The 16,349-nt window shown below is 43.4% G+C and carries 14 protein-coding genes, 1 pseudogene and 1 riboswitch; of the genes and pseudogenes, 7 read left to right on the forward strand and 8 right to left on the reverse strand.

The window, feature by feature from the left end:
- Positions 1-111: 111 nt before the first annotated feature.
- From FFL34_RS03240 to FFL34_RS03260, 5 genes are all read right to left on the reverse strand, one after another.
- Positions 112-1,533 (reverse strand): o-succinylbenzoate--CoA ligase, encoded by a 1,422-nt coding sequence (locus FFL34_RS03240; RefSeq protein WP_138601377.1) that lies wholly within the window; start codon positions 1,531-1,533, stop codon positions 112-114.
- A gap of 84 nt (positions 1,534-1,617) precedes the next feature.
- Complete coding sequence (gene menB / locus FFL34_RS03245; RefSeq protein WP_138601380.1) at positions 1,618-2,436, reverse strand: 1,4-dihydroxy-2-naphthoyl-CoA synthase; 819 nt, start codon at positions 2,434-2,436, stop codon at positions 1,618-1,620.
- Between the two features lie 21 nt (positions 2,437-2,457).
- Positions 2,458-3,264 (reverse strand): 2-succinyl-6-hydroxy-2,4-cyclohexadiene-1-carboxylate synthase, encoded by an 807-nt coding sequence (gene menH / locus FFL34_RS03250; protein WP_138601382.1) that lies wholly within the window; start codon positions 3,262-3,264, stop codon positions 2,458-2,460.
- 4 nt (positions 3,265-3,268) lie between these two features.
- Positions 3,269-5,011 carry a 2-succinyl-5-enolpyruvyl-6-hydroxy-3-cyclohexene-1-carboxylic-acid synthase gene (gene menD, locus FFL34_RS03255; RefSeq protein WP_138601385.1) on the reverse strand — a complete coding sequence of 581 codons (1,743 nt, stop codon included), beginning with the start codon at positions 5,009-5,011 and terminating at the stop codon, positions 3,269-3,271.
- The gene (locus FFL34_RS03260; protein WP_138601388.1) at positions 5,008-6,399 is read right to left on the reverse strand and encodes an isochorismate synthase; all 1,392 of its coding nucleotides are present in this window, start codon (positions 6,397-6,399) and stop codon (positions 5,008-5,010) included. Before FFL34_RS03260 ends, menD begins: the two co-directional genes overlap by 4 nt.
- A 201-nt stretch (positions 6,400-6,600) precedes the next feature.
- Here FFL34_RS03260 and FFL34_RS03265 point away from each other — a divergent pair, with 201 nt between their 5' ends.
- Both FFL34_RS03265 and FFL34_RS03270 read left to right on the forward strand, forming a co-directional pair.
- Positions 6,601-7,536 (forward strand): 1,4-dihydroxy-2-naphthoate polyprenyltransferase, encoded by a 936-nt coding sequence (locus tag FFL34_RS03265; RefSeq protein WP_138601391.1) that lies wholly within the window; start codon positions 6,601-6,603, stop codon positions 7,534-7,536.
- Between the two features lie 18 nt (positions 7,537-7,554).
- Positions 7,555-7,941 carry a hotdog fold thioesterase gene (locus FFL34_RS03270; RefSeq protein ID WP_138601394.1) on the forward strand — a complete coding sequence of 129 codons (387 nt, stop codon included), beginning with the start codon at positions 7,555-7,557 and terminating at the stop codon, positions 7,939-7,941.
- Between the two features lie 47 nt (positions 7,942-7,988).
- Here the strand turns inward: FFL34_RS03270 and FFL34_RS03275 are convergent, their stop codons facing one another.
- Entirely contained in the window at positions 7,989-8,579 is a 591-nt protein-coding gene (locus tag FFL34_RS03275; RefSeq protein ID WP_138604652.1) for an ECF transporter S component, read from the reverse strand.
- 198 nt (positions 8,580-8,777) lie between these two features.
- A riboswitch (FMN riboswitch) is annotated at positions 8,778-8,924 on the reverse strand.
- Positions 8,925-9,033: 109 nt separating this feature from the next.
- Positions 9,034-10,092, reverse strand: coding sequence for a M20/M25/M40 family metallo-hydrolase (locus tag FFL34_RS03280; protein ID WP_138601397.1), 1,059 nt, complete (start codon positions 10,090-10,092; stop codon positions 9,034-9,036).
- A gap of 181 nt (positions 10,093-10,273) precedes the next feature.
- On the opposite strand from FFL34_RS03280, the gene FFL34_RS03285 reads away from it, so the two are divergent.
- Positions 10,274-10,837, forward strand: a complete 564-nt coding sequence (locus tag FFL34_RS03285; protein WP_138601400.1) for a thioredoxin family protein — start codon at positions 10,274-10,276, stop codon at positions 10,835-10,837.
- Positions 10,838-11,270: 433 nt separating this feature from the next.
- Positions 11,271-12,269: a potassium channel family protein gene (locus FFL34_RS03290; RefSeq protein WP_138601403.1), complete on the forward strand. Its 999-nt coding sequence runs from the start codon at positions 11,271-11,273 to the stop codon at positions 12,267-12,269.
- On the opposite strand, the gene FFL34_RS03295 is transcribed toward FFL34_RS03290, so the two are convergent.
- Positions 12,258-12,638, reverse strand: coding sequence for a YugN family protein (locus FFL34_RS03295; RefSeq protein ID WP_138601406.1), 381 nt, complete (start codon positions 12,636-12,638; stop codon positions 12,258-12,260). The genes FFL34_RS03290 and FFL34_RS03295 overlap by 12 nt on opposite strands.
- A gap of 124 nt (positions 12,639-12,762) precedes the next feature.
- On the opposite strand from FFL34_RS03295, the pseudogene yugI reads away from it, so the two are divergent.
- The 3 genes and pseudogenes from yugI to FFL34_RS03310 all read left to right on the forward strand — a co-directional run bounded on the left by yugI (position 12,763) and on the right by FFL34_RS03310 (position 16,284).
- Positions 12,763-13,127 (forward strand): annotated as a pseudogene (gene yugI / locus FFL34_RS03300) (S1 domain-containing post-transcriptional regulator GSP13).
- Positions 13,128-13,518: 391 nt separating this feature from the next.
- On the forward strand, positions 13,519-14,868 hold the full coding sequence (locus FFL34_RS03305) for a glucose-6-phosphate isomerase (protein WP_138601409.1): 1,350 nt from the start codon (positions 13,519-13,521) through the stop codon (positions 14,866-14,868).
- Positions 14,869-15,111: 243 nt separating this feature from the next.
- A complete protein-coding gene (locus FFL34_RS03310) occupies positions 15,112-16,284 on the forward strand; it encodes a MalY/PatB family protein (protein ID WP_138601412.1) in 1,173 nt (390 codons plus the stop codon).
- The last annotated feature ends 65 nt before the right edge of the window (positions 16,285-16,349 follow it).

Here is a 16,349-nt window from a genome sequence, read left to right on the forward strand (position 1 = left end):
TATGAGAATCATTATCATTGGTTAATTCGATTATCTATGAATGTACATTTTATTTTTCAAAACAAGTGTTCCAATAAGTTGTAATTATGGTGGGCAATGACACTCTAACTGCTATAACAGTTTATCCCGAAGCAATTTATTGGATGCATTTCTTGGCAATTTTTCAATGAAGTAAATTTCTTTAGGTAACTTATACCCGGCAAGGCGCTGACCAGCAAATTCCATAATGGCTTCTGTTGTAATGGAAGTATCATTAACAACAACGAAAGCAACGGGAATCTGTCCCCACTTATCATCCTCTTTGCCTGCAACACCCACTTCATCAATGGCCTCCATCGCAGCTAAAACACCTTCAATTTCCGTCGGATAAATATTCTCACCACCGGATATGATTAAATCTTTTCTCCGGTCAACAACATATAAAAAACCTTCATTATCGGTATAACCTAGATCTCCAGTAGCCAGCCATCCATCGGCAATCGCCTTTTCAGTAGCTTCATTATTATTATAGTAACCTTTAGTGACCATTGGACCTTTCACTAGTATCTCACCAATTGCACCGTCAGTTTTGTTAATTTTCAATTGTGCCGGAAATAGTGGCTTGCCGGATGAACCCAATCTTTTCAATGCATCGACGGGACTTAGTGTTACAATCTGTGAGGCCGTTTCCGTCATTCCATACGATTGAAAAACGGGAATATGTTTCTCCTTCGCCTGTTCAAGTAAACTCCTCGGCGCGGGTCCGCCACCAAGTAGCATGCAACGGAGTGTTTTCGGGTATCGACGTTTCCCAAGGCAGTCGACAAGATCCTTAAGCATAACGGTGACAACTGATACGATGGTGACACCGCGATTCATAATCGCATGATGAACTGCCTGCTTTTCATATGTTTCAAGCAAATGCACCGATATGCCACATATGACACTGCGCAAAAGAATAGACAACCCGCTGACGTGGAATAAAGGCAGGACTGCAAGCCATTTGTCGTTATTTGCCAGTCCCAGGTTCAGCATTGACCCAGTCGCACTCCACCAATGGTTGCCATACGTGTGAATCACACCTTTGGGAAAACCGGTTGTACCTGACGTATAAATTATTGTGAAAGAAGCATCCAAGTCAATTTCGGTTTGGAGTTCTGCCGATGATTCAGCCGCTTCCCATACATCACTAAAGGAATAAAAATCGGCATTCACCTTATTGTATTCATCTTGCCCGATGACCAGAGTTACACCAGCATCTTTCACTTGAAAGTCCAATTCCGGGCTGGTTAACCGCGTATTTAAGAGAACTGCAATAGCACCAACGTAACTTACAGCATGGATGGCAATGACCATGTCCGGGTGATTGGCCGAGAGTATACCAATTTTCGATTCCTTCTGTACCCCAAGTCGCTTGAGTTTACGTGCGAATGATTGACTTTTTTCTTTCAGTTCATAAAATGTATACACCGTACCATCCGCTAGTTCAAGCGCTGTTTTATTTGGAGCTAGCTCAGCCTGCTTCGTCAGCCAGTGCGGTATAATTTCAGCCATTGGGACTCCCCTCCTTCATGAATGAAAAAGAAAACCTTTGCCCAGCGAACAGCATAAGCAAAGGTCCTCCAGTGCAAATATTTATTACGGAAAGCGCGGGAATTGTTTGAAGTCCGGTTTCCGTTTTTCTTTAAATGCGTCGCGGCCTTCTTTCGCTTCCTCGGTCGTATAATATAGCAATGTCGCATCTCCACCCATTTGCTGCAGTCCTGCTAGACCGTCTGTATCCGCGTTGAACGATGCTTTTAGGAATCGGAGTGCCGTTGGTGATTTCTCTAGCATTTCTTCACACCACTGCAATGTCTCTTCTTCCAGTTTTTCTAGTGGAACGACCGTGTTGACAAGTCCCATTTCATAGGCTTCGTCGGCATTGTACTGACGACACAGATACCAGATTTCCCTGGCACGCTTATGGCCGACCATCCGGGCCAACAGACCTGCACCATATCCGGCATCAAAGCTGCCCACTTTCGGGCCTGTCTGGCCGAAGATGGCGTTATCAGCGGCAATCGTCAAATCACATACAACATGCAGTACATGCCCACCGCCAATCGCATAACCGGATACCATCGCAACAACCGGTTTTGGAATGGTACGAATTAGCCGCTGCAGATCAAGCACGTTCAGACGCGGAACTTGATCATCACCGACATATCCGCCATGGCCTCGTACCGATTGGTCACCACCTGAACAGAATGCCTTGTCCCCTGCTCCGGCTAAAATAATCACACCGATGGAGGAATCATCACGGGCATCCGCAAACGCATCGATCATTTCATTTACAGTTAGTGGCGTAAACGCATTCCGTTTTTCCGGCCGGTTTATCGTCACTTTAGCAATCCCATTATACTTTTCATAAATAATTTCATTGTATTGTTTTACCTCTTCCCATTGGACTGTCACTTTTATGCCTCCTATCACTATTTAGTGTTTGTTAATGGATTGAAGAAACCCTTTCACTATTTTACCAAAAATATTCGGTTGTTCCACATGGATTGCATGACCGGCATTTTCCACCACATGAAGATCACTCGCTGGTATGTATGCCTCCATAGCACGATTAATGGTAATAAACTTCGCATCCTCCTCACCGACCAAGAGCAGCACAGGTAAACGAAGAGATGAGAGTTCTCCCCACCAGGATGGCTGCACACCGGTCCCCATGGTCATGAGTGACTGTGCAAGCCCTTCTGCCGATTGCTGGAGTCGTTCATTACGTATACGTTGCTGTACATCTTTCGGCATGGTTCTCTGTGTACGAAACAATGGCAGCCCTTCCCAATAGTCGACAAATGTGTTGATTCCATTTGTTTTTATCCAAGAAGCCAGCTTTTCATCTTGATGCCGGCGACTAGAACGTTGTTGTTCGTCATTTAATCCGGGTGAAGCACTTTCCAGTGTAAGCGACATAACCCGGTCGGGATGCAGCATCGCCAACGATAATGCTGTTCGCCCACCCATCGAATAACCGATAAGATGCACTTTATCCAATTGCAGCTGATCCAGCAGATTCACCAAATCGCTACAAACCGCTTCCGTATCTTTTGGTTGACTGGCAGTTTTTCCATGACCGGGCAAATCAATCGCAATGGTCTTGAAATCCGGTAGCCAGCCGTTGATCAAGGAGTCCCACGTGCGGGAAGAACCGGTAAATCCGTGCAGCAGCACAACTGGCTCCCCGTCCCCATTCCATTCATACCAGTATACAGCATCACTTATTGTAACATACATGGAATCAACCCCTCGTTTGCAACAGTTCGTTTTCAATAGCCTGCCATTTATCATGGTGCCATTGCCTATTTTCCGTCCGGTCAGTTTTTACTTCAACGACTGATAATCCATCGTACCGATAACTTTCCTTGAGCACCTGCTGCAAATCCGACAAGTTCGTTGGCTGGTGATAAGTGCCACCATACATGGTAATGACCTGTCGGAAGTCAATATCCAGCGGTGTACCGAATAACGTTTCAAAATGTTTTTGATGGTCTACTTGCGGGAGAAAAGAAAAAATACCGCCACCGTTATTATTGATAACAAGGATTGTTATGTTCAACCTATAATGCTTAGCCGCTAAGAGCCCATTCATATCATGGAAAAAGGACAGATCGCCCAGAACGAGCGTAACAGGGATTCCTGACGCCCCAGCTCCCAAACCGCTGGAGACCATTCCGTCGATTCCATTCGCCCCCCGGTTCGCCAACACCTCCAGTGATGCAGTGGTAGACATGAAAAAGGTGTCCAAATCCCGTACCGCCATACTATTGCCGATATATATAGTGCTCCGATCAGGAATAACAGTCATAAGTCCGCGAATAGCTTCGCCCTCTGTAAGTTTTTCCTGCCCTTGTTGATTCAGCAAGTGTTTTTTGGCAATACGATTCATTTGTTGCCAGGTGTCTAACCACGTTTCGTCAGCGCTCGGGGTGGCAACCATGGCTGCCAAGTCTCTGCACAATGCCGTGCCATCAGCGTCGATAAATGCTGTTTGGTTTCCGGCCGGTTCTCGGTAACCAGTATGATTTTCAACGACAAACTGTTGCACATCTCTGTGTTCTTTCATAAAGAAAAGATACGCTTTCGAAACCGGCATCGCCCCAAAACGAATGATAAAATCTGGTTTCAGCTGTTTCCGGATGGTTTCATTCCGTAAAATCGCATCATACCCCTCTATTATATGATCTTTGGCATGCTTTCCGGCACGAAGCTGTGACAAAGGATCTGCCAATATAGGAACTCCCCACTGCCGTGCAAGGTGAGCTATGGCATCGGCAAGATTAGGATCAGGTTGCGGACCACAGACAATTAACCCTTTCCCGGAATGGCTCAATTTTTCACAAAGATTGTTCAATTGCTGAGGATCAAGTCTACGTCGTCCTTCCATCTTACCAAGAAATGAACCCTTTCCACGTTTTCCCCAGAGATCCTCAGTGGAGAAATCAGGTATTAATGGTTCCCGGAATGGAAAATTCAAATGCACCGGGCCGGCATTTCCTTCTCTTGCTATATGGACTGCGCGGGATGCTTTACTCCTCGCATAAGCAAGCATGTCTTCAGTGGCTTCCGGCAATGCCATTTCATGAAACCACTTAGTATAATCCCCATACAGCTTCAACTGTCCAATCGCCTGCGGTGCGCCAACATCACGCAGCTCGTGCGGCCTATCTGTTGTGAGGACAATCAATGGAACGCGACTGTAATATGCCTCAATGATCGCCGGAAAATAATTAGCGGCGGCTGTTCCTGAGGTGCATATAATGGCAACCGGACGTTTCATCTGTTTCGCCATTCCTAACGCAAAAAAAGCCGCGGACCGCTCGTCAATAATCACCCACTGGTTCAACTCAGGATGCTCCGTCATCGTCATTGCCATCGGGGTAGAGCGGGAACCGGGTGAAATAACAACGTCTGTCAATCCAGCAGCAACGAGTTCGTCAACAAAATTGGCTGTATACCGTGTCAGGTTTTCCGTATGATTCATTGCCGTCCCTCCAGTGCAGACAGCATTGGTCTGAATTTAATCATCGTCTCTTCATACTCCGCTTCCGGGTCTGAATCCTTTACAACACCACAACCGGCAAATAAGGACACCTTGTCTCCCTGTACGAGTCCGGACCGGATGGCCACAGCAAATTCCCCATTCCGGTTGCTGTCAAACCAGCCAACCGGGGCACCATACCAGCCACGGTCGAGCTGTTCATGCTTTCGGATAAAGTCCTTTGAGGCTTCCCGGGGAACACCACCAAGCGCCGGTGTGGGGTGCAATTTTTCGATAATGTCAAAAATACTGTACCCTCTTTTCAATTGTGCTGTTACCGGAGTGTATAAATGCTGTAGGTTTCTAAACGGATGAATGACCGGTGTTTCCGGGACATGAACGGCATCGCAATACGCTTCCATTGATTGTCTGATCATTTTCACGACAAAATCGTGCTCACTACGGTTCTTATCATCGTGGAGTAAGTTTTCACCGATTTCACGATCTTCTGCTTCCGTTTTTCCGCGTGGCGCTGTTCCGGCAAGACAAACCGAAAATAATTGATTGTTATCTTGCTTGACTAACCTTTCCGGAGAAGCGCCAACAAAGCAGTCGCCTGCACGTTCCACAGCAAACACATAACTATCCGGCTGTGTTTCCAACAAATTTCTTAAAATAGAAGCAACCTGTACGTCATCTGTCATTGTCACCCGCAGCTCACGAGCCAAGACAATTTTTTGTGCATCGTGTGCTTTTATCTTGTCCGCCGCAAGCTTTACAGTTTGTTTCCATTTGTCAGGTGCTATTTCTTGCTGTCCGGCGATGCCAGCGCACTCCGGTAACCTTTCTGAGCTGTTCACTAATATATCTTTAGCTTGTTCCACCCACTCGGTCAGCTCCTGCAAATCATCATTAGCCTTAACTTGAAGATTAATCGTCAAGTAATTACGAGCATTATGCTTAGTCAACAGCACATTCGGAACCTGAAACGACCGATGACTAAATTTATTCCATAGCGAAGATTTTCGAACACTTGGATCGAATGACATGCCCCCAAGCCCTACAACCCCAGTTCCAGGCACTTGATAAGGGTTGTCAATTATTGCTTCATCGACCAATTGCTGCCAGTGGTTTTCTATTGTTTCTGTTCGGTTCTCCTCTAATTCTATATTCCAAGCACAACCAACGCCGACAATGGAAAACTGTTCAGATGTACTCGTCCAAAAAACACGATCCATTGACAACGTCTTTGCCGACGCAAAGAACCGAACCGGATCAACTTCATGTATTTCTTCTGTCATACTTACCAATTGATTATACTCAGTTGTTTTCGCTTTGGTAATTGCTTTTGAAAGCAGCGATTCAAATGATTTTAATTTTACTTCAATCATTTTTATTATCCTCCATACCATTCACCATTTCAACTTACCATATCTATTTTATTCTTTTTTATTAAGTTCCTCAAGGATTGGTGTCTAATTGTGATGATTTCATGACGATAGGCAATTGACAGGCCTTAACGAATTGCCTAAACTTGTATTGATATAGTAAACGCTAAGTTGAATCCCAAAGCACTAAAGGAGAGGGGAAACGTGAATTCGACAAACGATAATTCAATAAAAGAGGCACTCAACGAACGCAGCGGCTTGCAAGTGTGGTGGCGTCTCTTACGTCCACATACACTGACAGCATCTATTGTTCCGGTATTTGTTGGAACGATGTTTGCACTGACAGAGGAGCATATTAACTTATTATTATTTTTAGCTATGCTTTTGGCATCCATCCTTATCCAATCTGCCACCAATATGTTCAACGAATATTATGACTTTATTCTGGGGTTGGATAATGATAAATCAGTCGGCATCGGTGGTACGATTGTCCGGGATGGTATTTCACCAAGAACGGTGCTTCGATTAGCAATTACGTTTTTTGCCATTGCCATTTTGTTAGGTGTTTATATCTGTATGGCATCAAGCTGGTGGATTGCTGTCATTGGCATCGTGTGTATGTTATTCGGTTATTTGTATACAGGTGGTCCGTACCCGATTGCCTACACACCATTCGGCGAGCTTTTCTCCGGATTTTTTATGGGGACGGTCATTATTGGAATCAGCTATTATATTCAAACATCAACACTGACAAGTTCGGTCATTTGGCTGTCGATACCGGTTGCGATTTTTATCGGGGCAATTATGCTTTCCAATAACATCCGTGATCTTGATGGAGATAAGGAAAATGGGCGGAAAACAGTCGCCATTCTGCTCGGACGGAAAAATGCCATTAGATTCCTGGCCATTTTATTTATCACCGCATACAGCTTAACCGTTATTTACATGATTACCGGAATTTTACCGATGTGGTCAATCCTGGCATTTTTAAGTATTTTTAAGGCAGCTGACGTTATTCGCAAATTCCGCGGCAAGACGAACTCGCTAGAAATGATGCCGGCCATGGCTGCCACAGGTAAAACGAACACAATGTATGGTTTCCTAATTGGCATTTCATTATTGGTCAGTGCCTATTTGTAATGAGAGGGGACTTATCTCATGGACTTTTCCGAAACATTAATGGAAACACTCGGTATTGAGACAAAGCTACTTGATGAAAATCTTGTCATCATGACCATGCCCGTTGATGAGCGTACACACCAGCCTGCAGGATTCTTGCACGGAGGTGCAAATGTCGCATTAGCCGAATCCGCCGCAAGTATCGGCGCATATATGAACATTGATAACGAAAAGTTCGACGTGTTTGGCATCGAAATCAATGCCAATCATATCAAATCCAAGCGCGAAGGTATTGTTACCGCCAAAGCAGAACCTTTGCATAAAGGAAGACAAACGATGGTGTGGGAAGTGCGGATCACCGATGAGCATAACCGACTTCTGTGCATATCCCGTTGTACCATTAGCGTCGTTCCTAAGAAAAAGTAAATGAAAGCGGGAGTGTCATGATGGCACTCCCGCTTTTTTAAAGTTCCTTATGCTGCTAAATTCGTCTGTTTTTGCTCTATCCAAGCCTTCATTTTAATAAATACGGGTACAAATAAGACGCCTACAATAACTCCCTTAATCATATTAAAAGGCAGCACTCCACCGGAAACTGTTATCCATTTCACCGTGGTTGCAGCCATTTCGGGAGCTCCTGTAAACCAAGCATAAGCCGGTAAGATCAGGTAATAGTTTAAAACGCTCATCCCAATTGCCATAACAATGGTACCAGTTACCAGCCCTGAAACCACACTCTTGACACCTTTTGACCGATGGTACAGTACAGCTACTGGTACGACAAACATAACCCCTGCAAAGAAGTTTGATGCCACACCTATCGGATCGCCGGCACCGGATACAACTAGATATAACAAATTTTTAATCCCTTCTACAATAATACCAGCCACCGGTGAAAATATCAGTGCCGCCATCAATGCCGGTACTTCACTGAAGTCTATTTTTAAATATGGTGGTAAAAATGGCAGTGGAAAATTCAAAAAGAATAGCACCAAAGAAATCGTTCCTAGCAATGCCAGGACAACAAGTTTAACTAATTTTGATGATTGCGCGGTTGGTCGCATCACCCGTCTCCTCCTTCATCCTCACCGATTCGCATCTTACACTGATGAAGGGTGAGCCGTATCCTGTCGCGTCTGGTTTTCGGTCCAAAACGTTAAACCGGAAACCTATCATAAAAAACCCTAAAACCTATTAGGGGCTTTAGGGTGTCACGTCACAGGAAAGTTAAGGTACACGCACGCATGCACCGAATTCCGGCTCGTCATCTTCTCCCATCCAGACTGTAACTGTCGGTCCCGGACTCACACCGGGTCCACCGCTGCATTCATGCAGACGGGTCACGGACTTAAAACAGCATAGTGCTTCTTACCGTCGGTCGGGAATTGCACCCTGCCCCGAAGATGGAATCGATATGTTATTTTACATGTATTATACTACAATTTTCTTTCATTGAAAAGTCATTTGCAGCTGTGAAATTAATCTTTCTACGACGTCTTCAACCGAATTTGAAGGTATCTAGTCATCTAATGGATTTAAACTTTCTTCACCCGTCATTTCAGACAGCATAGTAACAAGTAATTCTATCTCCTCATCCATATCCTTAAGACTAGACGTTTCGACAGGTGAGTGCATGTACCTGAGTGGCAGAGAAACCAGTGAAATGGGAACACCGGGACCGGTCAGTCGCATACGGTCTGCATCTGTCCCTGTCATACGTGGTGTCAGTTCATACTGTACACGAATATTCCGTCTTCTAGCTGTTTTTTCGAGCATCTTATTGATTTTAATGTTAATGGGAGCGCCTTTTGCCAGTACCGGACCGCCATCAAGTTTAACATCGCCGTGTTTATTTTTATTCACACCTGGATAATCCGTGGCAAATGTAACATCACAAGCGATGGCCATAGTTGGCTTAATACCGGCAGCAGCAAAATACGCACCTCCCATATTTGTTTCCTCATTTACGGTACTGGCCGCATAAACACCAACATCGCTTCCTCTATCTGAAAGCCGCCGCAGAACTTCAGCAACAATAAATGCCCCTGTCCGATTATCCAGACCGCGGCCGGATACATACCTGTCCATTAAAAGCTCTGGATTAGTCTTATAAACAGCCAAATCACCTATCTGTACAAACCGCTCCGCTTCTTCCTTTGTTTTATAACCGCAATCAATAAACAAATCTTCTAATCCGAAATCGTTTTTCAGGCCACCATGGTGTTGTGCATTGACACCGATAACCCCCGTTGATTCAGCGTTGTGCCCAAGTACGGTCACTTTCATTCCAACAGCAGCCTTTGGATTTATGCCACCCATTTTATCAAAATGAAGAAATCCCTCATCATCAATGCGGTTAATAACAAGTGCAATTTCGTCGCAATGACCTGCCAATAATACTTTAAATTCAGCATCCGGATTTATAATTCCAATTGCATTGCCGGCATTATCCGTCTTGATTTCATCCGCAAAATCCTTTACATAGTTTATCCATTTTTTCTGAATGGCCACCTCATCACTTGACGGTGACGGTGTATGCAACAAATCCATTAAAAACGACCTGTTCGCCTGCTCCATCAAAAAACCTCCCTCTCATACTCTTCCATACAATCATAGCAAATTTTTTCCACGACGCGTAGCCACACGAATAAATGCCCTATTGTAGATAATATAAAGCGAACCAAGCACTTTAATTTACAGAATATTCTTCTTCAGGTACACTTTAGAAAGAAAATGGTAAAAAAAGGAGCGTCGACTAATGACCCTTGAGCAATGGTTTGAGCAAGGCATGGACCCGGACACATATATAGAATCGATGCAGAAAAACAAAGAAAACTTACTACATATTTACGACCATTTCACATTACCGGAGGATGAGCAGTTTATTCGGAACTTGGCAGCGCATGACCTTCGCGTTATTGTGCTCACGGAGGACTGGTGTGGCGATGCGATGCTCAACACACCTATCTTGCTTCGTCTCACTGAACAGGCTGACATACCGGTTAAATTCCTACCCCGAGATGAAAACCTTGAGCTGATGGATCAATACTTGACTAATGGAACATCACGATCAATTCCCAAGTTCATTTTCATCGATAGCAATGGAAAAGAAGTGGCGGTATGGGGACCGAGAGCGGAAGAAATCCAGGAATTCGTCGACCATTCCAGACAGCAACTACCACCAAGCGATCACGATGATTATAAGGAAAAGTCAAAAGAAATACGCCGATTTATGACTAAATCCTTTCGTGACAATACTGACTTCTGGCAGGAAGTTTATGAAAGCATCAAAACCACTTTGAAAAGAAATTTGAATCTGTAATACTGGAACAGAAGATTTTTAGTTAAAGAAAAACCCGAGTCGATTCAGATATTTCTGAATCAACTCGGGTTTTTTGCTTAATGAAATAAGCGCAGGGAAAACACATATCGTTCGTATTTAGAACTGATTTGTTTAGTTTTTTTCCCAGTCTCTTCCTTATCATGACGGAAACATCTTTCAGCAAATGTCAATCACGCCCGTGTATGGACTGCAATTACCTTTTATGGCGTATGAAAGTTTTGGACCTTTGCCAATACTATGTGTGTAATTTTAATGGATTATCGTCATGCTATGATACATCCGGGCACGAACACAGAACAAAAGGAAGCGTCCTTGCAAGTAAAAGTTATATCGCTAAATTTTATAGTTTTTTATAAGGTCCTCCTAAGTCTATATTTTCTGACGTTACTAAAAACATGGGCAGGTGAACAAAGTGAATCTCGAAGTATTTAAACATATTTATTTCCGTATGCCGGCAGCTGTAAGGCTTCTCCTGTCTATTTTTGTACTCATGATCCTATTTGGATTTATCATTCACCTTGTCGAGCCAAATCAATTTCCATCCGTTTTTGATGGTGTATGGTGGGCGTTTATCACCGGCGCAACAGTCGGTTATGGTGATTATGTTCCACTTACTGTTCCAGGCAGAATCATTGGCATTCTTCTTCTACTTTCCGGCGGTGGCATGCTGACATTTTATATTACGACGCTCGCCGCAACCACTATTAATCATGAGAATAAGCTTTCAGAAGGGAAAGTCTCTTTTAACGGTAACCACCATATCGTAGTCATCGGCTGGAATGAGCGAACTAAACAGCTAACAGATATGATTGCCGATAAGGATTCTAACCAAGAAGTCGTGCTAATTGACCGGACATTGGACAAATTACCTTATCGTCATTATCCAGTTCATTTCATCCATGGAGATCCGAGCGAGGATGCCGTATTAATACAGGCCAATATTAAAGCCGCTGAGGCCGTCCTCATTTCGTCAGATATTACCATTGACGAGCGAAAAGCGGATATTAACACCATCTTATCCATCATCGCTGTTCGTGGGAACAATCAAGATGTCTCAATAAATGCAGAAATTCTAACCATCAGCCAAGTAGAAAATGCCATTCGGGCGGGTGCGGACACCGTTATAAGCTCAAATGATTTTATGAGTACACTGTTTTACCATGAGCTCTTCCATAAAGAACAGACAAAACCTTTTGAAACAGTGTTAACACTACTAAATAATCAACAATTTAACCACATTCCGCTTCCAGATAAGTTGGATGGAAACACCTTTAAAGAAACGGTACTGTTCTTCCTGGAAAACGGTGAACTTTTACTTGGAATAATTCGTGATGGCAAGTGGCATATGAATCCACGACCTGACATGGAACTTGACAAGGATGATACATTAATCATCCTCTCATCCTGGTAGTAACAATTCTTCTACCTTTCGCAGCACAGCTTCACCGACTTTCCTAGTTTCACGGTTCAAACCGGGATCAGCTACGGAAAAATCCAAGGTATCATTTTCATCGCTTTTTGCCGTTTCCGGGTATTCAAAATTAAGTAAATACGGCTTCTCTAGCCGTATTGTTACCCCCGGAAAATCTAATGAACCTTGAACGGCATAAAATGGAATACGCATTAAATAGTGTATGCCTTGGTCATTAATAATCAATTCAATTATCGATTGTTCATAATCCCAATTCGTTCGGATAATTGAACCTCCTGGCCTAAATCTCTCTTCCAGCACATAAAGTGGGTATATGTTGTTTTCCATCAAAGAGTGTAACGGAATCATGCCAGTTTACCTCCCTCGTTTTACAAAAGAAGCGTTATTCATTATTTTTTGCTCGAAAACAAAATATATGCTAAAATATCTTATTGTGTTAAAAGAATCGAATACAATATAGGAGTTGTTCAGCATGGGAGATAAGTTTGAAACTGGTAGATTTTAGAAGGAAAAGTTACCGGCATTCAGCCATATGGGGCATTTGTTGCTTTAGATGAAGAAACACAAGGTCTTGTTCATATTTCCGAAATAACACACGGCTATGTTAAGGATGTTCATGAGCACTTGGCAATCGGTGATGAAGTGAAAGTGAAGGTCTTAAGTGCCGATGAAGAAAATAACAAAGTTTCTTTATCCATCCGAGCAACCGAAGAACCGCCAAAAAACAATCCAACAAACCAGAAAAAGTATGAAGCTAATCAGTCGGATAACACAAATGCCGGTTTTAATACATTGAAAGATAAACTTGAGGAATGGATAAAACAATCAGAAAGGTAGAACAAGTAAGATCAAAGGCGAAAGCACCCTTGCAGGATAAAACCATCACGCCCTGCGCGTGCGCCACACTAGTACGCCCTGCACGTCGGAGCCGGACGTGGCTTATCTTGCAAGTAAAAGTTATATCGCTAAATTTTATACTTTCTTAACTAACAAAAAAGAGGCTTCTTCAAATATGCGTCATGAAAGACGAATTCGGCATATTTGAATTTGCCTCTTTTTATGATTTACCAATAATGTCCAACGCCAAACAAAGAACTTACATACCACCCATTAGCCCCCCTTCCATACGTTTACATTCGTTTATATACGTTATGTTACACAAAAATAGCTCTAGCTTGAATGAACAGCGAGAAATTAGGTAAAGTAAAAAGTACAAGGAGGAATATATATGACACATATCAGTTTTTCATGCACAAATGCATATCAGTTTTTCAAGCAAGAAGAAATGGACTACTTGAACGATTATATAGAAACTGCTCACTACAAACTTCATGAAAATACCGGTCAGGGCAGCGATTTTTTGGGGTGGCTCGATTTGCCGGAGAACATGGACAAAGAGGAATTCACGCGGATTAAAACCGCCTCAAAAAAAATCAAAAACGACTCCGATGTGCTGCTCGTTATTGGGATTGGCGGTTCGTATCTGGGGTCACGTGCGGCCATTGACATGCTTAATCATTCCTTTCAAAACTTACTTCCCGGGGACAAACGCCAAGCTCCTCAAATCATTTTCGCGGGTAATCATATCAGTTCGACATACATAAGTGAGCTGCAAGACATACTCGAAAATAAAGACGTATCCATTAACGTTATCTCTAAAAGTGGAACTACGACCGAGCCGGCGATAGCCTTCCGAGTTTTCCGTAAATTCCTTGAAGACAAATATGGTAAAGAAGAAGCGAGAAAACGAATCTACGCGACAACTGATAAAGAAAAAGGTGCTTTAAAAACCGTTGCGGAGGCAGAAGGATACGAAACATTCGTCATTCCTGATAATGTTGGAGGCAGATATTCCGTACTAACAGCAGTTGGACTATTGCCAATCGCTGTGAGCGGCATTGCAATCGATGAAATTATTCACGGTGCCAAAGTTGCCATGAATGATCTGAATGAGCCGAAACTCGCTAACAATCCGGCCTATCAATATGCGGCAGCTCGCAACATTTTATATAACAAAGGCAAGACGACAGAATTGCTGATTAACTACGAACCGCAACTCAACATGTTCAGTGAATGGTGGAAACAGCTCTTTGGCGAAAGTGAAGGCAAGGATCAGAAAGGTATTTTTCCGGCATCCGCCAATTTTACCACTGACCTTCACTCGATGGGACAATATATTCAGGATGGCCGCCGCGACCTGTTCGAGACTGTTCTGCACATTAATAAGCCAAAGAAAGCTATCATGGTAGAAGAGGACACAGACAATGCTGATGGACTTAATTATTTGGCTGGAAAAACGCTGCACGAAATCAATGACAAAGCCTATCAGGGAACACTGCTAGCACATACGGACGGCGGGGTGCCAAATTTAGTCATTGAGGTGCCAACACTTGATGCATATACGTTTGGCTACCTTGTATACTTTTTCGAGAAAGCATGTGCGGTGAGCGGTTACTTGCTCGGTGTCAACCCGTTCGATCAGCCCGGCGTGGAAGCATATAAGAAAAATATGTTTGCACTTCTCGGCAAGCCGGGATTTGAGGATGAAAAAGAAAAGCTTGAAAAAAGACTAAAATAACAATTCGGGCAATTTTTTGCTATAAGACGTTTAAATTCTGGATGTGGGGGTAATACTTTAAACGTAAGACTTTCTCGTATTCCCCCTGTTAAGCAAAGCGTCAATAACGCTTTGCTATTTTTTTGTACTTAAGGTTGAACAGGATCTCATTCAGCGGGATAAATGCTTGGCAGTTTAACCTCTACCCATTTTCCAGTATAATAGTAAACGGAATTATTAGCTATTAGAGCAGGAGGTTAAATAATGGCGGCTTTTGAAAAAGTATATGACCGTACAAATACTCGTTCCGTCAAATGGGACATGCGAAAGAATGTATTCCAAACCGATAATGTATTGCCGATGTGGGTAGCAGATATGGATTTTCAAGCACCACAGGCAGTTAATGATGCATTAATCGAGCGCGCAAAACATGGCATTTATGGATATACAACAATTGATAGTGACGTGAGAAATGCTATTATCAGCTGGATTTCCAGGCGGCACAGCTGGGAAATCAAGGACGATTGGCTTTCATTCAGCCCGGGGGTCGTTGCAAGCTTACATATGGCTGTTCAGGCGTTTACCGATCCCGGTGACAGCATTCTCATTCAGACACCTGTATACACCCCTTTTTACAATGTCATTGAAACACATGACCGAACGATTGTGAAAAATCCGTTGCGGCGAAAAGATCACTATTACCATATTGATTTTGAAGATTTCGAGGAAAAATTAAAAACCGGTGTGAAGGCATTCATTCTTTGCTCCCCGCACAATCCGGTTGGACGTGTGTGGACAGAAGAAGAACTGAAAGAAATGGCCCGGCTTTGCCTGAAACATGACGTACTCATTCTATCTGATGAAATACATGCAGACCTTATCTACCCAGGCGAAAGACATATACCTATTGCCTCTCTTTCAGACGAGATTGCAGCGCAGACCATCACATTCATGTCGCCATCAAAAACATTCAACCTAGCGGGACTACAAGCATCGTATATCATTACTTCCGATAAGCAAAAACGGGATTTGCTGGATAAACAGTTGACCAACCAGGGACATCACATGATTAATACGATGGGAAACATAGCTATAGAGGCGTCCTATCAGCATGGAGAAAAATGGCTTGATGAACTCCGTGATGTATTGGCGGGAAATAAAGCTTACGTCATTCAAAAGCTTGAAGGCGAGACAAATAAGCTGAAAGTGACCAAATCGGAAGGAACTTATCTGCTGTGGATAGACTGCAGTGCACTTGGCCTAGATAGTGAAGGATTAAAGGAATTCATGAGCAAAACAGCCGGCGTAGGGCTCAATGCCGGTGCAGGCTATGGTGAAGAAGGCGAAATGTTCATGCGCATGAACATTGCTTGCCCTCGGGCGACACTGCAGGAAGGTGTTCAGCGTATCGTAGAAGCTGTTAATAATTATCAGTAGCATTGTTCAGGTGATCCAATATTTTGGTTGGATCACCTGTTGTTTTAGCGCCACTTTCCATAAGG

Origin of the sequence: Lentibacillus cibarius, from assembly GCF_005887555.1 — a bacterium.
Classification (GTDB): Bacteria; Bacillota; Bacilli; order Bacillales; family Amphibacillaceae; genus Lentibacillus; species Lentibacillus cibarius.